This window comes from Trichocoleus sp. Lan (genome assembly GCF_039961855.1).
Lineage (GTDB): Bacteria > Cyanobacteriota > Cyanobacteriia > Cyanobacteriales > FACHB-T130 > FACHB-T130.
Map to the genome: position 1 here is coordinate 21,866 of NZ_JAMPKA010000031.1, position 25,316 is coordinate 47,181.

The 25,316-nt window shown below is 47.2% G+C and carries 18 protein-coding genes; 10 read left to right on the forward strand and 8 right to left on the reverse strand.

The genetic code is table 11. The features are described 5' to 3' along the window. Positions 1-126: 126 nt before the first annotated feature. Positions 127-4,530: a PAS domain S-box protein gene (locus NDA03_RS22750; protein WP_348239231.1), complete on the reverse strand. Its 4,404-nt coding sequence runs from the start codon at positions 4,528-4,530 to the stop codon at positions 127-129. A 382-nt stretch (positions 4,531-4,912) separates the two neighbouring features. Here NDA03_RS22750 and trpD point away from each other — a divergent pair, with 382 nt between their 5' ends. The 6 genes from trpD (at position 4,913) to NDA03_RS22780 (ending at position 10,486) form a co-directional block, all read left to right on the forward strand. Beyond that, positions 4,913-6,037 carry an anthranilate phosphoribosyltransferase gene (gene trpD / locus NDA03_RS22755; protein ID WP_348239232.1) on the forward strand — a complete coding sequence of 375 codons (1,125 nt, stop codon included), beginning with the start codon at positions 4,913-4,915 and terminating at the stop codon, positions 6,035-6,037. Between the two features lie 247 nt (positions 6,038-6,284). Beyond that, positions 6,285-7,436 carry a glutamine-hydrolyzing carbamoyl-phosphate synthase small subunit gene (gene carA / locus NDA03_RS22760; RefSeq protein ID WP_190414798.1) on the forward strand — a complete coding sequence of 384 codons (1,152 nt, stop codon included), beginning with the start codon at positions 6,285-6,287 and terminating at the stop codon, positions 7,434-7,436. 222 nt (positions 7,437-7,658) lie between these two features. Beyond that, positions 7,659-8,027: an anti-sigma factor antagonist gene (locus NDA03_RS22765; protein ID WP_190414821.1), complete on the forward strand. Its 369-nt coding sequence runs from the start codon at positions 7,659-7,661 to the stop codon at positions 8,025-8,027. A gap of 339 nt (positions 8,028-8,366) precedes the next feature. Next, positions 8,367-8,804 carry a ribonuclease III domain-containing protein gene (locus tag NDA03_RS22770; RefSeq protein WP_242028867.1) on the forward strand — a complete coding sequence of 146 codons (438 nt, stop codon included), beginning with the start codon at positions 8,367-8,369 and terminating at the stop codon, positions 8,802-8,804. A gap of 412 nt (positions 8,805-9,216) precedes the next feature. Next, positions 9,217-10,137 carry a 23S rRNA (guanosine(2251)-2'-O)-methyltransferase RlmB gene (gene rlmB / locus NDA03_RS22775; protein ID WP_348239249.1) on the forward strand — a complete coding sequence of 307 codons (921 nt, stop codon included), beginning with the start codon at positions 9,217-9,219 and terminating at the stop codon, positions 10,135-10,137. A gap of 61 nt (positions 10,138-10,198) precedes the next feature. Continuing rightward, positions 10,199-10,486, forward strand: coding sequence for a DUF1816 domain-containing protein (locus NDA03_RS22780; RefSeq protein WP_190414796.1), 288 nt, complete (start codon positions 10,199-10,201; stop codon positions 10,484-10,486). Between the two features lie 220 nt (positions 10,487-10,706). On the opposite strand, the gene NDA03_RS22785 is transcribed toward NDA03_RS22780, so the two are convergent. Both NDA03_RS22785 and NDA03_RS22790 read right to left on the reverse strand, forming a co-directional pair. Beyond that, positions 10,707-11,558: an alpha/beta hydrolase gene (locus NDA03_RS22785; RefSeq protein ID WP_348239233.1), complete on the reverse strand. Its 852-nt coding sequence runs from the start codon at positions 11,556-11,558 to the stop codon at positions 10,707-10,709. A 5-nt stretch (positions 11,559-11,563) separates the two neighbouring features. Then, complete coding sequence (locus NDA03_RS22790; protein WP_348239234.1) at positions 11,564-12,280, reverse strand: CAP domain-containing protein; 717 nt, start codon at positions 12,278-12,280, stop codon at positions 11,564-11,566. A gap of 533 nt (positions 12,281-12,813) precedes the next feature. Here NDA03_RS22790 and NDA03_RS22795 point away from each other — a divergent pair. Then, positions 12,814-15,936: a PAS domain S-box protein gene (locus NDA03_RS22795; protein ID WP_348239235.1), complete on the forward strand. Its 3,123-nt coding sequence runs from the start codon at positions 12,814-12,816 to the stop codon at positions 15,934-15,936. 112 nt (positions 15,937-16,048) lie between these two features. Here NDA03_RS22795 and NDA03_RS22800 read toward each other — a convergent pair whose 3' ends face one another. Continuing rightward, a complete protein-coding gene (locus tag NDA03_RS22800; RefSeq protein ID WP_348233736.1) occupies positions 16,049-16,837 on the reverse strand; it encodes a thioredoxin domain-containing protein in 789 nt (262 codons plus the stop codon). A 236-nt stretch (positions 16,838-17,073) separates the two neighbouring features. On the opposite strand from NDA03_RS22800, the gene gatA reads away from it, so the two are divergent. Further along, complete coding sequence (gatA, locus tag NDA03_RS22805; RefSeq protein WP_348233737.1) at positions 17,074-18,531, forward strand: Asp-tRNA(Asn)/Glu-tRNA(Gln) amidotransferase subunit GatA; 1,458 nt, start codon at positions 17,074-17,076, stop codon at positions 18,529-18,531. Positions 18,532-18,596: 65 nt separating this feature from the next. Further along, positions 18,597-22,142 (forward strand): DNA polymerase III subunit alpha, encoded by a 3,546-nt coding sequence (locus NDA03_RS22810; RefSeq protein ID WP_348239236.1) that lies wholly within the window; start codon positions 18,597-18,599, stop codon positions 22,140-22,142. Between the two features lie 48 nt (positions 22,143-22,190). Here NDA03_RS22810 and NDA03_RS22815 read toward each other — a convergent pair whose 3' ends face one another. The 4 genes from NDA03_RS22815 to NDA03_RS22830 all read right to left on the reverse strand — a co-directional run bounded on the left by NDA03_RS22815 (position 22,191) and on the right by NDA03_RS22830 (position 24,900). Further along, complete coding sequence (locus NDA03_RS22815; RefSeq protein ID WP_348239237.1) at positions 22,191-23,486, reverse strand: serine/threonine-protein kinase; 1,296 nt, start codon at positions 23,484-23,486, stop codon at positions 22,191-22,193. A 145-nt stretch (positions 23,487-23,631) separates the two neighbouring features. After that, on the reverse strand, positions 23,632-23,934 hold the full coding sequence (locus tag NDA03_RS22820; protein ID WP_190414788.1) for a TMEM165/GDT1 family protein: 303 nt from the start codon (positions 23,932-23,934) through the stop codon (positions 23,632-23,634). A gap of 80 nt (positions 23,935-24,014) precedes the next feature. Further along, entirely contained in the window at positions 24,015-24,341 is a 327-nt protein-coding gene (locus tag NDA03_RS22825; protein WP_347342591.1) for a TMEM165/GDT1 family protein, read from the reverse strand. Positions 24,342-24,549: 208 nt separating this feature from the next. Next, entirely contained in the window at positions 24,550-24,900 is a 351-nt protein-coding gene (locus NDA03_RS22830; protein ID WP_190429480.1) for a YkgJ family cysteine cluster protein, read from the reverse strand. Between the two features lie 263 nt (positions 24,901-25,163). Between NDA03_RS22830 and NDA03_RS22835 the strand changes: the two genes are divergently transcribed. Further along, positions 25,164-25,286: a photosystem II reaction center protein Ycf12 gene (locus NDA03_RS22835; protein WP_190414819.1), complete on the forward strand. Its 123-nt coding sequence runs from the start codon at positions 25,164-25,166 to the stop codon at positions 25,284-25,286. Positions 25,287-25,316: the final 30 nt, after the last annotated feature.

Consider the following 25,316-nt stretch of genomic DNA (forward strand, 5'->3'; position numbering starts at 1 on the left):
TTATTCAGAATTTTTTGATTCTACATGATGGTGCTATTGGTTCAGATTCTTCAGCTACAAAAATTTGGATTAAAACTGTTTAACCAAGACTTGTGTTTGTGGGAAGCAAATTACAGCAGGCGAATCTTAATTTGACTTGGCTAGAACCGATTTCGCAGACAAACCTGACTGCTTAATCGGAAGGTAAATTGCAAATTCTGTTCCTTCATCCATCTGGGAACTCACCATAATTTTTCCATGATGCTTTTCCATAATTTGATAGGAAATTGAAAGTCCTAAGCCAGTTCCCTTCCCGACATCTTTAGTTGTAAAAAACGGGTCAAATATTTTCTCTAGAATTGGTTGTGGGATTCCAGAACCATTATCCCGAATTCTCACGATTATCTGATTTTTTCCTAATACTTGGCTAGAAATAACAATTTGTTTATCTTCCCGCTCTTTCTGAGCCAGCAGTGCATCAATCGCATTACTCAGGATATTCATAAATACTTGATTGAGCTGTGCAGGATAACACTCAACAAGAGGTAACTTGCCATAGTGTTTAATAACATTAATCTCTTTTTTGAGACGGTTATTTAAAATTAACAGCGTATTGTCCATGCCTTCGTGCAGGTCAACGGCTTTCATGTCCGCTTCATCAAGACGCGAGAAGTTCCGTAAGGATAAGACTAACTCGCGAATTCGCTGCGTCCCTATTTTCATAGAAGACAGCATTTTGGGTAGGTCTTGAGCGATAAATTCTAGGTCAATTTTCTCTACAAAACTCTGAATTTTAGGCGCGGGATTAGAATATTGTTGCTGATAAAGTTTCACTAAGTTAAGTAAGTCTTGAACGTAGTCGTTCGTGTGTTGCAGATTGCCGTGGATAAAGTTAACCGGGTTATTAAATTCGTGGGCAATGCCAGCAACCATCTGACCGAGGCTGGACATTTTTTCGGCTTGAATCAGCTGAGTTTGAGTTTCTTTGAGTTCTTGCAATGTTTGTTCCAGTTGCAAGGCTTTATCTTGGGCAAGATGGGCGGAATTACTAGCGTCGGCGTAGAGTTCAGCTTGGTTAATTGCGATCGCCATCTGATTAGCGATCGCGCAAAGCAGTGCCACATCAGCATCCGTCCAAGGTTTTGCTTCTTGGATGCGATTACAAATTATCAAGCCAATCCTACCGAATTGTGTTTGAAGTGGTAGCCCTAACACAGAAGCCGCACCCGTTGTCAATAACAGCTGCTGTAACGGCAGATCGTTGTTTAGAGTCTTGACATCATCGACGCGAACAATTTCTTGGCGCAGGATTTTCTCAGTAAATGCACCAAAGACTTCATCCGGGAAAAAACCCACCCAACTACGAAGATCGGTCTTTTTGGCTTCCTTCACCGCTTCCCAACTAACAGGCTCCATGTCAGGACGGTACCAAGAAAAGATGCACGTATCTAGGTGCAACCGATGATAGATTTCATGAACAGCCGTCTCTAGAATGGTATCCAGTTGTAAAGAGTTACGGATCTGGCTAGCTAAATGATTGAAAAGTTCTTCTTGAGCCGCCAGTTCTCGGAACCGGGCTTCCGATAGCCGCAACGCTTCCTCAGCGGCTTTGCGATCGGTGATGTCGGAGCAGATTGCTAAATACTGGAAAGGATTTCCTCGCTCGTCCAGAACAGGAACGATGGCAGTATCAACCCAGTAATAAGTTCCATCTTTAGCTCTGTTCTTTATTTGACCTCTCCAAACCTTGCCGCTAGAAATTGTTGACCAAAGCTTCCTAAAAAATTCTTGTGAATGATAACCTGAATTAAGAATTCGATGGTCTTGTCCTATGAGTTCTTTTGGGGAATATTTGGATATTTCACAAAATTTATCGTTGACATAATTAATCATTCCTCTTCGATCGGTGATAGCAACAATCGCCGCCTGATCTAAGGCAAATTTGACGTCAGACAAATCTTTGAGCGATCTTTGGAGTGCTTCCTCTGCCTGCTTGCGTTTAATCCCTATGGCAATTTCATCTGCGGCAAATTCTAGCGCCTTGAAAATAGATTCGCTCAAGGTATGGCGGGTAAACATGGCAATCACCCCTACGAGCTGACCTTCGATTGTTAAGGGATAGCCAGCAAAAGCAACCATTCCCTCTCGCTTCGCCCAATCTTTATCGCTAACACGAGGATCGTCAAGGACAGAATTCGTTAAGTGTGGTTTTCGCTCTTGGGCAATCAGACCGATTTTGAATTGTCCGACTTTAACGCGGCGATGATTGCCGTTTAGGTGAGTGTATATCCCTGCACTAGCTTGCAGCTCTAGTACGTTTTCCTCAACATTGAGCATCCAAATGCGGGCGAATGCTGCATCTAGGTGTTTAACCACAGCCAAGACGCAGCGTTGCAGGATACCTTGTAAATCGCTTTGAGTGAGAGCAGATCCAATATCAGCACGAAATGCGGCTAGTCTAGCTCGCTCTGCTAGGGCTTTTTCAGCAGCTTTCCGCTCAGTGATGTCGTGGAAGTAGACAGAAAGCCCCTCTTCACTGGGGTAGGCACGGACTTCAACCCAGATATCGAGAGCTGGGTAAAATTCTTCAAACGTGATAGAGACTTGTTCAGCAGCACTCTGGTGATATTGATTGTAAAAATTTGACCCAATTGCAGCGGGAAACCGATCCCAAATATTCGTGCCCAGAAGTTCGGACCGGGTTCTCTGTAAAAGTAGCTCCGCTTGCTTGTTGATATAGGTGAACTGCCACTGATGGTTGAGGGCATAAAAAGCATCCGTGATGCTTTCAAGAACCTTGAAGACTCGCCGGTTTGATGAGTGTAATGCCTCTTCTGTTTGCTTGCGATCGCTAATATCAAAGATTGCCCCGTTTAGACACAGAAGCTCTCCGGTGGAATTGAATATGCCCTGACCTTTCTCGTAGACCCATCGGATACTTCCATCGGCTCGAATGATTCGGTACTCAATGATAAAAGGCTGTTTTTTCTGCACAGCCTCCTGGATAAGCCTGTCCACTATCGCGGTATCTTCAGGATAAATAATACTGGCAAAACTGCGAACTTGATTGTGAATAAAGTCTCCAGGCGGATAACCAGAAATTTCTGCGATCGCATCGCTGATAAACTCCATCTTCCAGTCGTCATCGCAGCTACACCGATAGATGGCACCTGGAATATTAGCAACCAAAGCTCTGAATTGCTGCTCGCTTTCCTGCCGTGCTGTTTCGGCGTGTATGCGATCGCTAATGTCACGGGCAACCGCATAGATTAAACCTTCTGGAGCAAAGGGGACGCACGTCCACTCCAGCCATTTATAGGAACCGTCTTTACAGCCGTAGCGGTTTATAAAGGAGCTAACCATGACTCCGCTAGCAAGCTTCCTCGCCTCAGCAATGCTGGTTGCTCGATCTTCAGAATGAATAAAATTCAACAATGGCTTTGCTAAAATTTCTTCGCCAGTGTAGCCAAGTGTTGTTTCAAAAGCTGGGTTTATCTGCTTAAAATAGCCGTCAAACCCGACGACACAAAGCATATCGAATGAAAGGTTGAAGAAGCGATGAAGCTGTGCTTGGGTTTGCTTCAGTTCCTGGGTGTAGGTGCCGACGCTGCGGATTAGCTGGTTGAGGGAGGTTGTCAGGCGTCCAACTTCATCCTCGGTGATTACGGGTGCCTGGAGAGTAAAATTTGCTTGTTCGGTAACTTGCTGAGCAATTTGAGTTGCAGTTTCCAGAGGATGCGCGATCGCTCGACTGGAATAGCGGGCGATTATCGCGGCGATCGCCATTGACAGCAACATACTGGTAACAATTATCTGGATTCGCAGTTTCTCTACGTGCTGTAAAGCGATCGCTGTTTCTTCCTCATCGTGATTAGCAACCTCAATCAATTTTGTTAAATCATCTGAGAGACTATCAAACTTAAGCGCCTCCTGAGTATTGGTAAAATTCAGCAAGGAATTTTGGATTATTAGAACTGTTTCAGGCTGCAACCCACCATCTTTATCAATTTTCTTTAAGATTACATTTAGGTTTTGGCTATAAACTTCTACAGTTTTGTCGTAAGTTTTCAACCAATTTTCGACTTCTGCAATCTCTTGAGCTGAATGCTTGAATAATTGAGATTCATTACCAAATAATTTTACTTGTGAATAAAGTTTTTCAACCTTTTCAATTTTCTCTACTAAGCGCAAAACTTCGCTGTGAAACTCTTTTGGTTTTCTTAACTGATAAATTAACTGTTGCTGCTGGTTTCTTGCTTCTAGTACAGCAATTTTCAAACTACTCAAAAGATAAGCTTCTTGCTGTGCATATTTGAGTTGCTGGGACATCTGTCGCTGGTAATATTCGCCAACGAGCAGCCCTGCACTCGCCCCCAAAGTTGCTATTCCAATGGCAACTGCATATCCATAACCAATCTTCTGCCGGATACTTAAGCGACGGATTAGCTGTTTTAGCCAATTATTCGGAGGTCTTTTAGAATGGTTTTCCGGAACAAATACAGGATCTAATTTTATTTCCTCTTCAGACACTTTTGGCTTGAAAGACTGCATCAACAGAAAACCTCCGTAACTACCATTAATTTAGGCAATTCGTAAAATACTCATTTTTGCCTGAGAAGCTTCGTTTATTTATAAAAAGTTAGTAATATAAAGTTTTGATGAAGCGAATTAACGATGTATACCTACGCACAAATAAAGTTAACAGATAGGGTGATACTGATAGTGACAAGTGTGAATATTTAAAATCATCAAACTAAAAGGGTCTAATTGGAATCAGCAAAATAGCTGAATCTTAATATTTATCAAAAACCTATTGTGCGATCTCAGGAAAATTACGACATAGAAGCGTGCAGGACGTTGCTAGAGAGCTTGGCGATCCGATAAGCTTTTGCAAAATGCCTCTGAACTGAGTGCGCTGCACCCAGACCTGTCAATGACTAATACTCCTTCACTGATAAGCCAAGATGCTGGGACGACAGGAGCGATCGCTTCTACCGACACATCCATTTGGCCTAACCTGCTACAACAGCTACTCGATCGGCAATCCCTGCCTCATGACCAAGCCGCCTCTCTCATGCAGGCATGGTTAAACGAGGAAATTCCACCAGTGCTATCGGGGGCGATTTTAGCCGCCCTGCAAGCAAAGGGGGTTTCGGCAGACGAACTCGCTGGGATGGCTCAGGTGTTGCAGTCTCAATCCTCCCCACTCAGCCCACTCGCCGAGAAGGCGAAGCGCCCACAGTCCCCCATCCTCACTCCAGTCATTGACACCTGTGGAACTGGTGGAGATGGGGCATCAACCTTTAATATCTCTACCGCCGTTGCCTTTGTAGCCGCTGCTGCTGGCGTCTCAGTTGCCAAACATGGCAATCGCTCGGCTTCGAGTAAAGTTGGATCGGCGGATGTCTTGGAAGCGCTGGGAGTTAACCTAAACGCCAGCAGTGAGAAAGCACAAGCCGCACTAGAGGAAGTCGGGATTACCTTTTTATTTGCACCCGGTTGGCACCCAGCGCTCAAAGCGGTGGCATCGCTGCGGCGAACCTTGAAAGTGCGGACGGTCTTTAATTTATTAGGCCCATTAGTAAATCCGTTACGCCCTACCGGGCAGATCATTGGGGTGTGCGATCCTAACCTGGTCGTGACGATTGCCCATGCTTTAGGACAGTTAGGAACTCAGCAGGCAATTGTCCTGCACGGACGAGAGAAACTGGATGAAGCTGGATTAGCAGACGCGACAGATTTAGCAGTGCTCTCTGGTGGTGAGGTACAACTGACAACGCTGCATCCCCACGAATTAGGCTTGACACCAGCACCCACCACGTCGATTCGGGGTGGAGATGTTGAGGAAAATGCCGAAATTTTGCGCGATGTCCTTCAAGGAAAAGGAACATCTGCACAGCAAGATGTAGTGGCTTTAAATGCGGCGTTGGCACTCCAAGTTGGGGGCGCGATCGCAATGGGTAGCCATGCGGAGGGCATTACAATGGCTAGAGAAATCTTGGGTGGCGGTACTGCCTGGTCGAAGTTGGAGCAGTTAGTTGAGTTTCTGAAAAATTAGCCATTCGCTCATGTTTTTTTGAATGGGCGATGTCTATACAGTAGGTCTCCCGATAGTAGGGGCATGACATTGCCATACCCCTACTATCCAATACACCCAACCTTGGAATTGCTATCGTCGCCCCTTCAATTAGGAGCTGCCAAATGCGATCGCATTCTCACACAGTACCCCCTACCTCTTATCCCAACGGCTGTGAGATGCTAACTTACCAACTAAGAAGTAATTTCTAAAAACTAACCACTCCCTTATGTCTATTTCTTCTCCTCAACCAGCTCTGCTTGTCCTTGCCGATGGCACGTCGTACAAAGGCTGGTCTTTTGGTGCCCCTGGAACAGCTATCGGTGAAGTGGTCTTTAACACAGGTATCACCGGCTACCAGGAAGTCTTGACAGATCCCAGCTACTGCGGTCAGATTGTCACCTTCACCTATCCAGAATTAGGCAACACTGGCGTCAATCTAGATGATGAAGAATCGAATGGTCCCCAAGTGCGGGGCGCGATCGCTCGTAACATTGCCTCCCGTCCCAGCAATTGGCGTTCCAGCCAGTCTTTGCCCGATTATCTCAAGCAACACAACATTCCAGGCATTTACGGTATCGATACCCGTGCCCTTACCCGAAAGATTCGCTCTGCTGGTGCCATGAATGGCGCGATTTCCACCGAAATTCTTGACCCCGTTGAATTGTTGGAGAAAGTGCAAGAAGCTCCCAGCATGGCAGGATTGAATCTAGTTCGGGAAGTGACCACTGCCAAAGTCTATGAGTGGTCTGACCCCACCGAGTCGAGTTGGGAATTTAGCCCTGGAATCCCCTCAGAAAGCGGGGAACCCCTCACGGTGGTTGCCATTGATTTTGGCATCAAACGGAACATCCTGCGGCGTCTGGCGAGTTACGGTTGCCGCGTGGTCGTGGTTCCCGCCAATACACCCCCCGAAGAAATTCTCAAGCACAACCCGGATGGAATTTTTCTTTCCAATGGTCCCGGCGATCCCGCTGCTGTCACCGAAGGCATCGAAACCACAAGGGCGCTGCTAGAAAGCCAGAAACCGATGTTTGGGATCTGCATGGGGCACCAAATTCTTGGTCTTTCGCTGGGGGCTGACACCTTCAAGCTCAAATTTGGTCATCGGGGCTTAAATCAACCCGCCGGTTTTGAGAAGCAGCGAGTGGAGATTACTAGCCAAAATCACGGGTTTGCCATTGACGCAGATTCTCTAAATCCAGAAGTAGAAATTACCCACCTAAACCTGAACGACCGCACCGTGGCTGGGTTGCGTCACAAATCTCTACCCTTCTTTTCCGTGCAGTATCACCCAGAAGCCAGCCCTGGCCCTCACGATGCCGACTATCTGTTTGAGCAATTTGTTGAGCAGATGAGATCGCATAAGCGTAGCGCCTAGATGCGATCTCATTGCCTCGATAAGACCCGTTAGCGAGTAGATTTCCCCCCTCTTGCGCGAGAGGGGGAAAGAGGGGTGAGGGGTGTCCCAGATGAAGTAGAAAGTCTTAATATCCTTGCTCGGTCGCGAATAACTAAGGACGAATTACAACAGATGCGTATATCCGCGCATTGTGTTTTATAATAAAGCCTCGACTAAGGACAATCCAGCTAGGAGGGTGTTATTCCTGAGCCACTAACCCTAACTGTCAGCTTAAGAGGCACTCGCGAAGTTAGGGACAATTATCAGCTATTCCGCCTCACAGGCTTATTGGATGCTTTTTCCGAACCCACATTTCGGAAAGTTATCAGCAAGTGTATTGAAGATGGACCCAGCAACGTTGTGCTGGATCTTTCCAAAATTGATTTTGTTGATAGCTCTGGATTGGGCGCTCTAGTGCAGCTGGTGAAAAAGGCTCAAAGTCTTGAGGGTAGTTTGCAAATTGTTACAAATGCCCGCGTGACTCAAACTGTCAAGCTGGTTCGCTTAGAACAGTTTCTGTCATTGCAGCCTTCAGTCGAAGCGGCATTGGAGAATGTCAAGCCTGCTTGACCTATACAGAGGCGCGATCGCGTAGCGGCGCGGATGCGCTTTTCGTATGCCGCGATGATTCGGCTACTCGCGCTTGAGGGGCGGGGGCTTTAGAACCCGCCCCAATCATTTTCAAAAGTCCTGAACCGGGAATGATGGGGAAACAAAGAGCAGCGGTGCAGAGGCGTAGGAGACAAGGGAACAGGTAATTACCGATTACCCCCTACCGACTCCCGACTCCCCATACCCCATCCCTGATTTTCAGGCAAAAGCATTAAGATCAACTAGAGGGCGAGGTAGGGCATAGATGTGAGTTCACAGGAGGAAGAGTGTTCAGATTGGCTGAATACTAACCCCGTACTGGGTGAAACCAAAATATCGTTGAACTCGATCTGGGCGATCGCAGATCGTCGCACGCAAATTCAGCGGATTTCCCCGGCGTCTTTAGCTTATCTAGGAGATGCCGTGTATGAGCTTTATATCCGTAGTTTTTATCTACTGCCACCCAAGCGATCCCACGCTTATCATGACATGGTAGTGGCGCAAGTGAGAGCTGAAAGTCAGGCAAAAGCATTGCGATCGCTCGAACCCCACCTTACCAACACAGAATTAGAAATCTTGCGGCGGGGACGTAACGCTGCGGCAGGTCGTCCCAAGCGCCTCGATCCCGAAATTTATCAACAAGCTAGCAGCTTAGAGACGTTGATGGGCTATCTTTACCTAACAGATCCCCAGCGCTTGAATCAGCTGTTGAGCTACTTAGAACTAAATCCACTTCCACAAGTTAAAGATTCTTAACAATATGGCCGATCAACATCGCCGCCCTCAGCCTCCAAGCAGATCCAGCGCCAGTCGAGGGAAGCCCATTCGAGCCAAGCGTGCCTTCCCAAAGCGTCTTGGGGACAATCGGATTGGGAAGCGAATTGTAGAGCAACAGACGCCCCAGGATCGTTCCTTCTCTGATAACGAGGATGTCAATCGGGATTCGCGCCCAGTTGGGAAGCACGAGCAAGTCAAGCCAATTCTCCAGCGCCGAGAGCGTCAGCAAATCCGTCCTCCTTCCCGTCACAAAGACACAGACTCAATTGACACGCGCCGGGAGCGTCAGCAAATCCGTCCTGCCTCCCGCCACAAAGACACAGACTCAACTGACACGCGCCGGGAGCGTCAACAAATCCGTCCGGCTTCCCGCCACAAAAACACAGACTCAATTGACACGCGCCCGACAGACAACTTCAAGCCAAAGAAGTCAATTCCCAACCGTCACGAACGGGAGATTCCCAGAGGTCGTTTTCAGGACGAGGATCGAGCAGCAGCAGCCGCACCCGAAGAAGAAAGCGATCTGATTTATGGACGGCATCCTGTCCTCACAGCGTTGGAAAAACATCGCCAGCTGAATCGGGTTTGGATACTGCCAAATTTGCGTTATGATTCCCGGTTTCACTCCCTCCTACTGAAAGCCAAGGAACGGGGAACGGTAATCGATGAAGTCAGTGCGCGCCGCTTAGAGCAAATTAGCCACGGGGTGAATCACCAAGGCGTGGTCGCTCAAGTCGCGCCCTACGCTTACACTGACCTGAGCGAGTTAATCGCTCAGGCAAAATCCGTCTCGGAGCAGCCAGTGCTGGTGGTAGCGGATGGCATTACCGATCCCCACAATCTAGGAGCGATTATTCGCACGGCAGAAGCTTTGGGTGCCCAGGGATTGGTGATCCCTCAACGACGAGCAGTGGGAATCACATCCGCCGTCATGAAAGTGGCAGTCGGAGCTTTAGAAACTTTTCCTGTTTCCAGAGTGGTTAACCTCAGCCGTGCCTTAGAAGAATTGAAAGCGGCTGGCTTTTGGATTTATGGCACCGCCGCAGGCGATGGTCAAATGTTACACACTACTCAATTTTCCGGGCCAGTAGTATTGGTGATTGGTTCTGAAGGTGAAGGATTGAATCTTCTGACACAAAAGTGTTGTGACTTCCTGATTTCGATTCCGCTACAGGGAAACACACCGAGCCTGAATGCGTCAGTCGCAGGGGGAATGGCTCTTTATGAAATCTATCGTCAGCGCTGGTCGAATCGGCTCTACTTGAATAATCTTTCAAAAGAGACTTTCAAAAAGAAAGATGACAGAATATAACAGAATGTAAAGAACAACCTTTTAGAAGACTGCTTTGTATCCCCTAAGATAGGCCAAAAATATGAAGGAATTCTTGATTAACATTCTCCACTTCTTTGGATGGGCTTCGTGGGTTGAGATTGTCACAGACAACCCCCGTTGTACTTACTACTTTGGCCCTTTCCTCAGCTCCCAGGAAGCTGATAGAACCAAAGCTGGTTATATCGAAGACCTGGAAGCAGAAGGAGCGAAAGGCATTAAGGCTACTGTGAAGCGCTGTAAGCCAGAGAAGCTGACGATTTACGATGAGTCGGGGGAGCGTTTTGACCGCCAAAGAACAGCCACGTTTTTTAGCGGTCAGCCTTCTTAGGTTTTGAGCTTTTTCACAGGTGATATCCACTTCCTTTGAATCCCCATCTTTGGCACCTTACCCCTAACCCCTCTGGGTTTACCAGAGGGGTGCGATCGCTAGGAATAGATGCTTCTGGGATGCTAAGAATTCACAAGATTGGAAGGATACCAGACTCGAACTTGCATCCCCTTTGGTGGGGGCTGCATCACTTCGGGACAGGGTGAGGCGACGATGGTATCTAAACTCTGGCTGGCGTCACGACTTGTGGATGGCTATCGAGCCAAGAGTCAATGTCCCGCAGTACCCGTTCGGGAATTTCCCAGGGAAATAAATGAGCGGTATTCGGGTAGCAGTGCCATTGGCAATCCTTGAGGTGATGAGCCGTTTCTAAACTGGACTCAGGGGTGATGTGGCGATCGCTTGCTCCTGCCAGCATCAAACTCGGACATTGGATTTGCTGGAGATCCGCCAATCGGTTGTAACCAGCTCTCAGAGCAGTATTGAGTGCCTGCGTTGCCGCCGCTGAGGTTTGCAAGTAAGCTGACATCGCTTCCAATGCGAGGTAGCGGTAAGCGCCAGGGGTATGTTGCCCGATCAGGTAGCGATAGAGCGATCGCTTCCCAAAGGTCTCAATATTCCATTCCCACCCAGGCTGTACCCGGTTCACGATCGAAGCCAGCCCCGTGTAGAAATTATCCTGCCAGCTGATTGGCGGATGATTCCCACGGGGGCGTGCTGCTGTGGCAATCAAAATTAAACCCGTGACTCGCTCTGGTAGCCTCAGCGCCAACTCCATCGCCAAAATCCCCCCTAACGACCAACCCAATACCAGGCAACGCTCAATCTGGAAGCGGTCTAGAAGCGCCTCCAAATCGGTTAAATGGTCTTCCATTCTAAAATTACCCTTGATGCGACTATTGCCGTATCCCCGGAGGTCAGGGGCAAAAGTTTGGAATTTTTGGGATAAGTGGTTAGTGAATACAGACATACTGCTGCCTAACCCCGGATGACCGTGTAGACAGAGAATTGGAAAGCCTTTTCCCTGGCGGAGAACGCTGAGCTGATGAGATGAAGAGGACGAGTGATGCATGAAGCCTATTTCTCTTTATATCCTCCAGCATAGGTAATCACGCACATCGATTTGTATTTTGCGTGAGACCCAAAAGCCACTCCTGCGACTCGGAAAGCCGGGTTGAAAATGTTTTTTCTGTGACCGCGATCCGGAACTCCATCATCAATGATTAACTGCATGACGATAGATTGAGGGGTGTCAGAGCCGTAACTAATATTTTCGGCTGCGGTGGTTTGCCAGGAACCGTAGCGGTTGATGCGAGAAAACGGATCGCTGCGATCGCTCCCATTGTGACCAACCTTACCTTTTGGTCCTTGGTCTTTCACATGATCCCTAGCCCCCAATGACATCCCTTTAGATGCACTTAGAGGTGGGAGAGGACGAGTGGATTTCAGGAAGCGAATCGCTTCATCGACGGCTTTCACACCTTCTTGGGTTTGTAAAAAGACGTTTCCAGACATTCTCACTTGCTTACCTTGGAAGCGTTTTTTCCAATTCTCCAGTACGGCGGCATAGGCGGCGGGATTTTTCCGCGCCTTATTCATTTCAGCAATCACTCCTTGTTCCAGCGGTGAGAGAGTAGTTGCCTGCGCCAATAAGGTAGATGCTTCTTGAGAAAGACTAACGGGGACAATATTACCGCTAACATTTTCCACAGACTGCCGCGCTTGAGCGACAAAAGGAAAGAAAGTAGCGACTAGGACGATGGGGGCAAATGCCCAAAATTGAATTCGACGCATAAGTTACCTTAAGACTCGCTGCCACGAGTTGATAAACTGTCCGTATTAGATAAATAGACAGCACCCCACGAGAAAGTTTCCCTGTTCCTGTTGTTGACTAACAGGGGATTGCCTAGAATGTCCAGGGTTGGTGCTAACTGAATTTCATTGTGAATCGCCCCATACCCGATGTCATCGGTGCGATCGCGTACTACTTAGCCTTGAAGTTAGCTTGGAAGCCGCGTTCAGTAAGTTTGTATAATTCGACACAATTAAATTCTTGTATTGAACCTGATTCAGAATTTAGCGCGCTGGTAAGGTGGAGTGGTAGCACGCCTCTCACTTGTGTTTGTCAGCGACAAAACTTATCTATATACGCAGAATTCTTCTGTTTTTTTTGCAATTCGTTATTTCAACAAATGTTACTAGCCTTTGTGTAGAGGGAACTCTAGATATTGAATCCTCTTCGTCATCATGCACTTTGGTATGCAGATGGGGAGGGGCAGAAGCCGCAGTATTGGATACTGTCCAGTGTAGGAACCAATCCCTAATTCATGAAACAGCACTTCCCGGCTCAGAGCCAGATGAAGCACGATTGCCTTTGTTTCCAATTCATTGAAAACCTACCCTTAGCGGCTGCCATTCTCGATTGCAACCTCAACTATCTGCTCTTCAGCCAGCGGTGGTTGAGCGAACTGGGACTGAAGCAACCAGAAATTATTGGGCGATCGCATCCTGAGGTTTGCCCCTCGGATTGGGAACCCTTACAGGCAGCATACCAACGTTGTTTGACCGAAGCAGTCGAGATGTTGGTTGAAGAACCGTTTCAGCGAACGGATGGCTCAACTGGCTGGCGCAAATGGGAGATTCGTCCTTGGCAAGATGAAACCGGAGTGATGGGCGGCATCATCCTGGCAACTGAAGATATCACGGAGCGCAAACAAGCTGAGGCAGCTTTAGCCGTTAAGGAGGCACGATTTAGAGATACCACCGCGAATCTACCTGGGGTGATTTTCCAGTTCACCAACCGGAAGGATGTCTGGAGAGTAGATTATATGAGCGAAGGAATCTGGAATCTCCTAGGCGTGACGGCTGAGGTGGTCATGGCAGATTTCGGCGCGTTCATTCGTCAGGTGCATCCTGACGACTTAGAAAGCTATTATGCATCGGTCACTGAAGTGATTGAGCAATCCATCCCTTGGCACTATGAAGGGCGATTAATCAAGCCAAATGGAGAGATACGCTGGTGGCAGGGTAGTTCTATCCCTACAAAAAACAATCAGGGTGAAATCATCTTCTGTGGGGTGCTGCTGGATATCACGGAGCGAAAGGAAGCGGAAGCAGCACTGAACCAAGGGAAGCTAGAGCTAGAACAACGAGTCGAGGAACGCACCCAGGAACTCCGAGCGGTGGTGGCACACCTGCAAGACGAAATTCGAGAGCGAGAGCAGGCAGAAGCCGCTTTGAAAGAGAGCGAGGCAGAACTACAAGCGATTATCGATAACTGTCCGGCAGTGATTTATTTAAAGGATATTCAAGGACGACACATTCGGGTTAATCGGGAATTTGAACGGTTATTTGGCATTACCAGAGAGGAGATTAAAGGAAAGACGAATTACGACTTGTTTCCCCAAGAAATGGCTCAGCAGTTTACACAGAACGACCGACGGATTCTGGCAGGGGGAAAAGCCATCGTCTCAGAAGAAGTTATCCTCCATGAAGATGGTTTGCATACCTACGTTTCGGTGCATTTCCCAATTCTGGATGAAGCTGGTGTGCCTTACGCGCTGGGTGGGATTTCGACGGATATCAGCGATCGCAAGCGCGTCGAAGACGAACGCAAACAAGCAGCAGCAGACCTGCGCGAACGCAATGCCCTCTTAAACTCTATTTTGGAAAGTACACCAGACTTCATCCTTGTCAAAGATCGGCAGGGGCGTCATATCGCGCTCAACTCTAATTTGGCAAACTTCTTTGGAAAGCCAATTGAGGAGATTCTTGGCAAAGACGATTCTGAACTGCTACCTCCTGACATTGCCCACCAAATCATGGCGAGAGACCGTCAGATTATGGAAGCAGGCGTTACTGAAGCTTATGAGGAAGTGGTTTCTAATGGTGACATCAACACCACCTTTTTAACCACAAAAGCTCCTTGGCGGGATGCTCACGGTAACATTCTGGGTATCGTTGTCATCACGAGGGATATTAGCGATCGCAAACGGGTAGAAGATGCCTTGCGATTGTCCGTTCAGCAGCTAAAAGAGCAAGCACAGCGCGAACAGTTAATTAATCGGCTCACCAACCAGATTCGCAATTCTCTTGACTTTGATGCCATCTTAGAGACAACATTGCACGAAATCCAGAAAGTCCTTCAGACCGATCGATGTCATCTTGGCTGGTATCACGGCAATGTAGAGGAGCCATACTGGGAAATTTCTCCGGAAGTTCGCCTTGCTCACCTACCCGATTTGACCGGACGCTATCCTGCATCGGCATTCGGTGTGTTAGCGACCAAACTTCTAAAGCTGGAAACCTTACGAATAGAAGATATCGAGACGGTAGAAGATCCCACTTGGCGAGACTTTGTACGCACGCTAGGAATGCGAACAGTACTGATTATCCCCGTTCAGTTACCTGGGGGTATGGTTGTCGCAATTTGCTGTAGCCACAGCACCGAACCGCGTTGCTGGAACGATAGCGAGGTCGAGTTGTTACAGGTCGTGATCGAGCAGTTTGCGATCGCGCTCAACCAGGCAGACCTGTACAATCAAACCCGTACTAAAGCACACGAGTTAGAGCAGACACTCAAGGAACTCCAGCAGACTCAGGCGCAATTGGTACAAACTGAAAAAATGTCCAGTCTGGGACAGTTAGTTGCTGGCGTTGCCCATGAAATTAACAACCCCGTCAACTTCATCTACGGCAATCTCACTTATGCCAACAACTATATGCAAGACTTGCTGAGGTTGCTGGAACTGTATCAAACGCACTATCCTCACCCACATTCAGAAATTCAGGAAGAAGCTGAAGCGATTGACCTAGAATTCCTGATGCAAGACTTGCCGAAGCTGCTATCGTCGATGAAAGTTGGAGCCGACCGAATTCAGGAGATCGTGCTGGCACTCCGCAACTTCTCACGCATGGATGAGGCAGAAGTGAAAGCTGTCAACATTCACGAAGGAATTGACAGCACGCTAACCATCTTGCACAACCGTCTGAAAGACAAATCTGACCGTCGCGGCATTGAAATCATCAAGGAATACGGAAATTTGCCCTTGGTGGAATGCTACGCCGGTCAGTTGAATCAGGTGTTTATGAATGTGCTTTCCAACGCGATGGATGCCCTAGACGAACGGGACGCTCAGCGATCGCCTCAGGACATCAAAGAAAATCCCAGCCGCATCACCATTTGTACTCAGTTACTCAACCCCCAGCAGGTGCAAATCCGCATCGCTGACAATGGACGGGGGATGACTGAAACGGTTAGACAGCGCCTGTTTGAACCTTTCTTTACCACCAAATCGATTGGTAAAGGCACCGGATTGGGTTTGTCTATCAGCTACCAAGTGGTCGTCGAAAAACATGGTGGTCAGCTGGAGTGCATTTCTTCTCCCGGTAAGGGAGCTGAGTTTCTGATTACACTGCCTTTAGTTACCAAAGTGACAGCCTCTCTGTAATCTGGCATTCTGTCAACTCAGGTACAGCTAAATGACTGAGGCTGTCAGAAGCGCTCAAAGGCAATGAACGCTTAAAGCGCTCCATCCAGATTCAATCTTGATGACACCGAAATTACTTGGCAGCAGTGAGTAGATTTTCCATATCTGACAGTTGGATAGGACCTGAGAAAGTCTCAGTATCGATCAAGAAAAAGGGAGTGCCTGCAAGCCCTAAACTCTCAGCAAGCTGAATATCCTGCCCAATTGCAGCACTGGCGGTATCGCTGGCGCGATCGCGGTTAAATTGCTCTAAATCCAAATCGAGTGTTTGGGCAATCTCCACATATAACTCCTCGCCCAATTTGTCTTGCTTGGCAAATAAAGCATCATGATATTCCCAGAATTTGCCTTGCCGATCTGCCGCCCAAGCCGCTTTAGCCGCTGGCATGGCTTCCGCATGGATCGGAGTCAGGGGAAAATGCTTGTAAGCTAAAGTCACTTCATCCGGATGCTTTGCGATCAGCTCCTTTAGCGTGTCATGCGCTTGGGCACAATAAGGACATTGGAAGTCTGAAAATTCGATTAGCACAACCTTTGACGACTCTGTTCCCGTCGTCGGAGATGCCCCAATGACTGCCTTGGGGTTGGTCTTGAATTCCTGCAAAAATGACTGCTGGGCTTGGCTTAGCCGCTGTTGTTGTTGTTGTTGATATGCCTGAACCGACTCCAGAACCACTTCTGGGTGCTGACGAATCACTTGTAAAATTTGCTCTTCCAAGCGCGGGCTAATTTGGGTCGCTGCTTGCACTGGGAGTGTCCAACCGAAAAATGTTAGAGACAATAGCAATAGGGTTGCGAGTCTCAATACTTTCTGAGCGAGAAAGCGCATGGGAGCGATCGCGCAAAACTGAAATCGACGCATAATTGACCTGGCGTGTGTTACGGACACGATCCAGTATGCTCGACTTGGAGGGTAACTGGACAGCGTCGGGAAAGGGATGTCTTGTGTAGAACAACCTTCGGTTCCGCATTTCAGGGTTTGCCAAACTTCCCGCTAAAATTTCACAATCCCAAAGGATTGCTGAATTAACCATCGCGTCTAAACCACGACCTATACTAAATATCTGGACTTTGAGTCACTAAAGGTAGAAGCAAAGCATGCCATCCATCCGCGAGTTGCACAAACAACTCATTAGTAAAGAACGCTCCGCTGTAGAACTCACTCAAGAAGCTTTAGACCGCATTCAGGCACTAGAGCCGAAATTGAATAGTTTTTTGAGCGTGACGGCAGAGAGAGCATTAGAACAGGCTCATGCTGTGGATGCCAAAATCGCTGCCGGTGAAGAAATTGGGCTGATGGCTGGCATTCCCATTGGCATCAAGGACAATCTCTGTACCCAGGGAATTCGCACCACTTGCGGTTCCAAGATTTTGGAAAATTTTGTCCCCTCCTACGAGTCAACCGTGACCCAAAAACTGGCAGATGCTGGTGCGGTGATGGTGGGCAAAACGAATATGGATGAGTTTGCGATGGGCAGTTCTACAGAAAGCTCTGCCTATCAAGTCACCGCCAACCCTTGGGATTTACAGCGGGTGCCGGGAGGATCGTCTGGCGGTTCGGCGGCGGCGGTGGCGGCAAGAGAGTGTGTGGTGTCTCTCGGTTCCGATACAGGGGGGTCTATCCGTCAGCCAGCATCTTTCTGCGGCGTTGTCGGGTTAAAACCGACTTATGGGCTGGTTTCCCGTTTTGGTCTGGTTGCTTATGGGTCTTCTTTGGACCAAATTGGGCCATTTGCGCGGACAGTCGAAGATGCGGCAATTTTACTGGGAGCGATCGCGGGTTACGATCCCAAAGACTCTACCAGTCTCGACGTGAAAATCCCAAACTATGCCAAATCCTTGAGACCTGACCTGAGACCTAGAGGTCAGTTGAGAGTAGGTTTTATTAAAGAAACTTTTGGTGAAGGTGTAGACTCCTGTGTGTGGCAAGCGGTCACAAAAGCGATTGAGCAGCTGCAAAACCTGGGAGCCGAAATTCAAGAAATTTCCTGTCCCCGCTTCCGCTACGGTTTGCCCACCTATTACATCATTGCTCCTTCTGAGGCATCCGCCAATCTCGCCCGTTACGACGGCGTGAAGTATGGCTTCCGGACGCCTGACGCGGATAATCTGTTGTCAATGTATACTCAGACCCGCTCCGGCGGTTTTGGCACCGAAGTTAAGCGGCGGATCATGTTAGGCACTTATGCTCTCTCCGCAGGATATTACGACGCCTATTATCTGAAAGCGCAAAAAGTCCGCACCCTGATTAAACAAGACTTCCAACGGGCTTTTGAAAGAGTGGATATCTTAGTGTCTCCCACTGCTCCCACCACTGCATTTAAAGCAGGGGAAAATAGCGAAGATCCCTTGAGTATGTATTTAAATGACCTGATGACGATTCCTTTAAATCTCGCAGGTTTGCCTGGATTGAGTTTACCTTGTGGATTCGATGACCAGGGATTACCGATTGGGATACAGATGATGAGTAACGTGTTGCGAGAAGATTTGCTACTGCAAGTTGCTTATGCATATGAGCAAGCAACTGATTGGCATCTACGCGCTCCAAAACTCTAGATTAGTAATCGGTAATTGGCATCACCGATTACCGATTACCGATTACCAATTACCGATTACCGAATATGTCTTTTGTTGGTTTGCACGTTCACAGTGATTATAGTTTGCTGGATGGTGCCAGTCAGTTACCGGAACTGGTGGATCAAGCATTGAAATTGGGGATGCCTGCGATCGCGCTCACAGATCACGGTGTTATGTATGGCGCGATTGAGCTAATTAAGGTTTGTCGTGGGAAAACGATTAAGCCGATTATTGGCAATGAAATGTATGTCGTTAATGGTGATATTGAAGAACAAAAGCGTGGTCGAAAAAAATATCACCAAGTTGTTTTAGCGAAAAATACGAAAGGCTATAAAAATCTAGTTAAATTAACAACAATTTCCCATCTCAAAGGTTATCAGGGAAAAGGAATTTTTGCCCGTCCCTGTATCAATAAAGAATTATTAGCTGAATACCACGAAGGTTTAATTGTTACCAGTGCTTGTTTGGGAGGTGAAATTCCTCAAGCAATTCTTCAGCGCCGACCAGATGTTGCTCGTCGAACTGCTCAGTGGTATAAAGATGTTTTCGGTGAAGATTTTTATTTAGAAATTCAAGATCACGGTTCTCAAGAAGACCGAACAGTTAACGTTGAGATTGTAAAAATTGCGCGGGAACTAGACATAAAAATTGTCGCTACTAATGATTCCCATTTTATTTCTTGCAACGATGTCGAAGCTCACGACGCATTGTTATGTATTCAGACCGGAAAACTGATTTCTGAAGATAATCGGATGCGCTACAGCGGCACTGAATATCTGAAATCCGCTGATGAGATGAAATATCTGTTTCGAGATCATCTACCGGACGACGTAATTGAGGAAGCGATCGCAAATACCCTAGAAGTCGCAGATAAAGTTCAACCTTACAACATCCTCGGCGAACCTCGCCTTCCCGACTATCCTATCCCAGCCGACTACACCGCCGATACCTATCTCGAAGATGTTACTTGGAAAGGTCTCTTAGAACGCTTTGGTTATCGTTCTCGTGCTGAAGTCGATCCCATCTATAAAGAACGGCTGGAATATGAGTTGAAAATGATGCAGCAGATGGGATTTTCAACATACTTTCTAGTTGTTTGGGACTATATCAAATATGCCAGAGATAATAACATTCCAGTAGGGCCTGGTCGCGGTTCTGCGGCGGGTTCTCTAGTTGCTTATGCCTTAAAAATTACTAACATCGATCCCGTCCATCATGGGTTACTATTCGAGCGATTTTTGAACCCAGAACGGAAATCTATGCCGGATATTGATACAGATTTCTGCATTGAACAACGGGACAAAGTGATTGAATATGTCACCCAAAAGTATGGCACGGATAGGGTGGCGCAGATTATTACCTTTAACCGCCTCACGTCTAAAGCAGTGTTAAAAGATGTTGCCAGAGTGTTGAATATTCCCTATGGGGATGCAGACAAAATGGCGAAACTGATCCCAGTGGTGCGTGGTAAGCCCACAAAACTCAAGGTGATGATTTCGGATGATACCCCGGCACCAGAGTTTAAAGAAAAATACAATAATGACCCCATCGTTCGCCATTGGATTGATATGGCAATGCGAATTGAAGGAACGAACAAAACTTTTGGGGTACACGCCGCCGGTGTCGTGATTTCAGCAGAACCTTTAGATCAAATTGTGCCGCTACAACGAAATAATGACGGCTCAGTCATTACCCAGTATTTCATGGAAGACTTGGAATCGCTGGGGTTATTAAAGATGGACTTTCTGGGGTTAAGAAACCTAACCATGATCCAGAAAAGCATCGATCTAATTAAGCAAAATAAAAATATTACCCTCGATCCCGATCAACTCCCACTTGACGAAAGAAAAGCTCAGAAAATCTTAGCCAAAAGTGAAGTTAAAAAAATACCCCCGGATATTCAAAAGACCTACGAAGTATTAGAAAAAGGTGAATTAGAAGGCATCTTTCAATTAGAGTCTTCTGGGATGCGTCAGATTGTGCGCGACCTGAAGCCTTCCAGCATCGAAGATATTTCCTCAATTCTTGCTCTCTATCGACCGGGACCATTAGATGCGGGTCTGATTCCTCTGTTTATTAACCGCAAGCATGGTCGAGAAGAAATCAAGTATGTCGATCCTTTACTAGAGCCAATTCTGCAAGAAACCTATGCGGTTCTTGTTTATCAAGAACAAATCATGAAAATGGCTCAGGATTTAGCAGGATATTCTCTAGGACAAGCAGATTTATTGAGAAGATCGATGGGTAAAAAAAAGGTTTCGGAAATGCAAAAGCATCGAGAAGCCTTTATTGATGGAGCTGCTAAAAATGGAGTAAAGGAAAAGATTGCTGAAGATTTATTCGAGCAGATGGTTAAATTTGCCGAATATTGCTTCAATAAATCCCATTCAACGGCTTATGCTTATGTAACTTATCAAACGGCATATTTAAAGGCAAATTATCCCGTTGAATACATGGCAGCGCTGCTGACCTCTAACAGTGGCGACCAGGATAAGGTGCAAAAATATATCACCACTTGTTTGAGTATGAATATTCAAGTGGAGCCGCCAGATATTAATCGATCGGGAGTTGATTTTACACCGCTGCAAAATAGTATTTTATTTGGATTGTCGGCAGTCCGAAATGTGGGAGAGGGGGCGATTCGGTGTCTTTTGGCAGCACGGGAAAGTGGGGGCAATTTTAAGTCTTTGGCTGATTTGTGCGATCGCGTGGATCTTCGCACAGTTAACAGCCGCGCCTTAGAAGCTTTGATCAAATGCGGTGCGTTTGATACCCTCGAACCCAACCGACAGCAATTAAGCAAAGACCTTGAGCTAGTTCTCCCTTGGGGGCAAAATCGCGCTAAAGACCGAGCCAGTGGGCAGGGAAATCTCTTTGACTTTGGAAATACGACAACAGAAAGTAGCTTTGAATCTGCTCCCAAGGCTCCAGCCATCCCTGATTTTTCTCAACACGAAAAGTTACATTTTGAGAAAGAACTGCTAGGCTTTTACGTCTCTGACCATCCCCTTAAATCTGTGCGGAAATCCGCTCAAATTCTCGCTCCGATTAATCTTAGCGAACTCGGCGACCAGCGGGAGGATACGACTCTTAGCGCCATTGTGATAGTCAGCGGGATCAAACCCGTAGTCACCAAAAAGGGCGATCGCATGGCAATCTTGCAAATCGAAGACTTAACAGGTCAATCTGAAGCCGTCGTCTTCCCGAAAACTTACGAACGCATTCACTTACATTTGGTCGTGGATAATCGCCTGATTATTTGGGGAAAAGTAGACAGGCGAGACGATAAAACTCAGCTGATCGTTGAGGATACAGAACCCATTGAACAAGTGCGGATGGTGATGGTGGAACTGACACCTCATCAAGCGGGTGACATTGCGGAACAGCATCGCTTGATGACGAATCTCCAAGAACACTCAGGCGATAAAGACAAAGCAAATGTCCCGGTGATTGCAACGGTGAAAGGAGGACAGCGGCACTTAACCGTTCGCCTTGGTCGTCAATTCTGGGTGCAAGACCACAACACAGCGGTTGAGGCGCTCAATTCGGCGGGTTTTCCGGCTCGCGTTCAGCCTCTGATCGCTGTTTGAGATTGTTTAATTGATGGCGGTGCCTTCCAAACAGCCATCCCCAAGGCGCTAGCTCTGAGGGGGCTTTTTGGGCGTCGGAGATCCCAGAAACTGACTTTTTAGCTCCTCCAATTCCAAATCGACTTGCAGATCGGCATGACTTTTAGATTTAGTAGGATTTGGGGATGGAGGTTGTGGGGAAGCCGATTTTTGATTTTCGTTTTTGGCGGTGCCACCACCCATTATTTCGGCTCTTAAAGCCTCTAATTCAATATCAATTTGGCTTTTGGATGGGTTAGCTTTTAAAGCCTCTAATTCAATATCAGCTTGGCTTTTGGATGGGTTAGCTTTTAAAGCCTCTAATTCAATATCAATTTGGCTTTTAGATGGGTTAGCAGGTTTGTTGCCAATGGGTGGCGTCACTGGCGATGATTTCAGAGGCTTGGCAGGTGTCGCCGGTGTGTGAGAAATTACCGTGACTGGAGCTGACGGAGAATTCAGGTCTTTAAGGACTGCTTCTGCGGATTGATAGCGCCGACTGGGAGCTGTTTCTAGCATTTTGTCCAGAATTTTGCCCAACGAATCGCTAACTTTAGAGCTTAAATATTGCCGCCAAATCCAAGCGTCTTCGTTAATATCGTACAAGTCAAACGGAGAGCGCTGAGTTAATAGATGAATACAGGTGACGCCTAAACTATAAATATCGCTAGCGAAAGAAGCTTTGCCTCTGGCTTGCTCTGGTGCTACATATTCAGGGCTGCCAATGCTGGTTCCCGTTTGGTTGGGGGTGTTAGTGGTGGCAACTTTAGACGCGCCGAAATCAACCAGAACCAGCTTGCGATCGCGACTTCTGCGAATAATATTTTCTGGCTTAATATCTCGGTGAATCACTTGTTGGCTGTGGACAAATTGCAGCACTGACAATAAATCATTCAGCAACTGACGAATTTGAGATTCGCTAAAAGCACCTACTTGTGCCAATTCTTGGGCTAAGTTTTGCCCGTCGATAAACTCTTGCACCAAATACTGGCGATCGTCTTGAGTAAAATATGCCAGTAATTCGGGAATCTGGGAATGTTTACCCAGTTCATCCAGCCGCATCGCTTCTTGGTTAAATAACTCAATTGCCTTTTTAACCGTGCTGGTGCCTTGGGCTTGCGGGTAAAACTGCTTGATTACACAACGCGGTTTAGAAGGTTTGTCTTCATCCACTGCCAAAAAAGTTCTACCAAAACCGCCTTGCCCAATCGGTTTGATGGCACGGTAGCGGTCTTTGAGCAGCAACTTAGTGCCGCAAGTCAGGCAAAACTTTGTATCAGAGGGATTTTGAGAGTTTGGGCAAGCTGGATTGAGGCAATAGCTCATAGTGGGAAGCGCTGCAACTGACTAAATCTATGTTGACACTCCTAGAGCTAAAGCCTTGTTTTTTTACGGGCTTTTTCCAGAATTAATGTTTTTCTGGCTGGAATTTTTCTTCCCAATCTAAGAACTCAAAGCCCAAACCCGATCTTTACGGTGTCTCTTCTAAATCTTCTGGCACATCGGTATCGGGCCACAACAAGCGGACGGCAATTAAGGCAAACCCAATCGCTGCGATCGCTTTGAGTAACCGCGCAGGTAACAGCACCGCCACGCCTTCCCCAGCAATGACTCCCAGGAAGCTAGCCAGCAGCAGTGCAGCGATCGTTCCGAGAAACACGGCGCGGGGAGATTTAGAACTGCCACTGAGCGCGATCGCTGCCAATTGGCTCTTATCTCCAATCTCCGCTAAAAATACCGTAATGAAACTAATTCCGAGAAGATGCCAATCCATAGTTGAAGGTTGGAAGGGTTAAAGGTTGAAGCTTTTGAATCACTGACAGGTTGAACTTCACAACGTGCCAACCTTGCAACTTAAAAATGCACGACATCCCACAGCAGCATCACAGAAACAAAGAGCAAACACGCTCCTGCTGCCATGTCCAAGGTTTTAGGAGACAGCCTGGTTGCCAGCCAGCGTCCCAACAATACACCCACTAAGCTTGTGGCAATGAGTGCCATCGCCGCACCTGCAAACACCAACCACGGCGACTGAGATTCTGCACTCATCAGCAGCGTTGCCACCTGAGTTTTATCTCCCATTTCTGCCAGAAAGATCGTCAAGAACGTTGAGCTGAAGACTGTCCAAGGCACCCGCTGGAAAAGCTTCACTTTTGGCTTTTGAGATTTAGAATGGCTAATCTTTGAAGAGGGTGAAGGCGCTGGTTCAACGGCAGGTACCTGGGCGCTAGGACGCTCTAAGGCAGGCAGGCTAGGAGGCAGTGCAGAAAGTTTCACTATTGAGTTAGGCTCAACGCTAGCTAATTTTCATATTCTTTTCATTTTCTCAGAAGATGGTGCAAATATCAACCTTTAGTTGCTTGCAGAAGATTTAAGTTCCTAATCTGTCTCAAAAGCCAACTTCCTGGTTAAATCGGATCATTTCTAAAGAGCGATCGCCATAAACGCCTTCAATCTGTTCGCGGCAACACTCAACCGCAAAGTCATTGAGTTCCTCTGGCTCAATACCGTACAATTCCTCAAAAACATCTGCCTGCACCCGACAAAAGCGAGGACGATCTAGATAAATCTGACATTCTCGCGTCTCCCGATCGAAATTCACACACCATCCCCCTTCGCCGACCATGCTCAGATATAGCTGTAACTCCTCTGGCATGAGATATTGATCTAAGTCAGGGCGATCTGCTGGATCGAGATGACAGCAGGCTCCACATTGCTTAACACATCGCCAAGTCGGCATTGTTCCAAACCATCTTTCAAAAAGTTCTCGTCTCTTCAGTTTAGACGCGATAAATCGCGCCTTGGAGAGAGGTTTTTCCTTACCAGCGGCAAGAAACGACTTTCTGAGGGTTTTTTGTCATTGTTTATACTTTTGTAAAGTTCTTTAAATAAAAGACGCGATCGCTGGGTAAGATTAGATGGCAAAATTTGCCAATTAGCTATTCAAATCAACACATTGTAAATACCCGTAGAAAGGCAGGACAAATGGAGATTTTCAGCGACTTGTTCAGCGGTTTGAGCAGCATCAACTGGGAAGTCATTGCTCAGCTAGGCTTTGTGGCGGTAATTATGCTTGCTGGCCCAGCAGTTATCTTCGTGCTGGCATTTCGAGGCGGCGACCTCTAAAATACTGGCATTTTGACACAAAATCGTATT

Coding starts and splice junctions, on each gene's coding strand:
- NDA03_RS22750 (WP_348239231.1), bottom strand. CDS start 4,530: ATGCAGTCTTTCAAGCCAAAAGTGTCTGAAGAGGAAATAAAATTAGAT.
- NDA03_RS22815 (WP_348239237.1), bottom strand. CDS start 23,486: ATGAGCTATTGCCTCAATCCAGCTTGCCCAAACTCTCAAAATCCCTCT.
- NDA03_RS22830 (WP_190429480.1), bottom strand. CDS start 24,900: ATGCCGACTTGGCGATGTGTTAAGCAATGTGGAGCCTGCTGTCATCTC.
- NDA03_RS22790 (WP_348239234.1), bottom strand. CDS start 12,280: ATGCGTCGAATTCAATTTTGGGCATTTGCCCCCATCGTCCTAGTCGCT.
- NDA03_RS22800 (WP_348233736.1), bottom strand. CDS start 16,837: ATGCGTCGATTTCAGTTTTGCGCGATCGCTCCCATGCGCTTTCTCGCT.
- gatA (WP_348233737.1), top strand. CDS start 17,074: ATGCCATCCATCCGCGAGTTGCACAAACAACTCATTAGTAAAGAACGC.
- NDA03_RS22810 (WP_348239236.1), top strand. CDS start 18,597: ATGTCTTTTGTTGGTTTGCACGTTCACAGTGATTATAGTTTGCTGGAT.
- trpD (WP_348239232.1), top strand. CDS start 4,913: ATGACTAATACTCCTTCACTGATAAGCCAAGATGCTGGGACGACAGGA.
- NDA03_RS22785 (WP_348239233.1), bottom strand. CDS start 11,558: ATGCATCACTCGTCCTCTTCATCTCATCAGCTCAGCGTTCTCCGCCAG.
- NDA03_RS22780 (WP_190414796.1), top strand. CDS start 10,199: ATGAAGGAATTCTTGATTAACATTCTCCACTTCTTTGGATGGGCTTCG.
- carA (WP_190414798.1), top strand. CDS start 6,285: ATGTCTATTTCTTCTCCTCAACCAGCTCTGCTTGTCCTTGCCGATGGC.
- NDA03_RS22795 (WP_348239235.1), top strand. CDS start 12,814: ATGAAACAGCACTTCCCGGCTCAGAGCCAGATGAAGCACGATTGCCTT.
- NDA03_RS22820 (WP_190414788.1), bottom strand. CDS start 23,934: ATGGATTGGCATCTTCTCGGAATTAGTTTCATTACGGTATTTTTAGCG.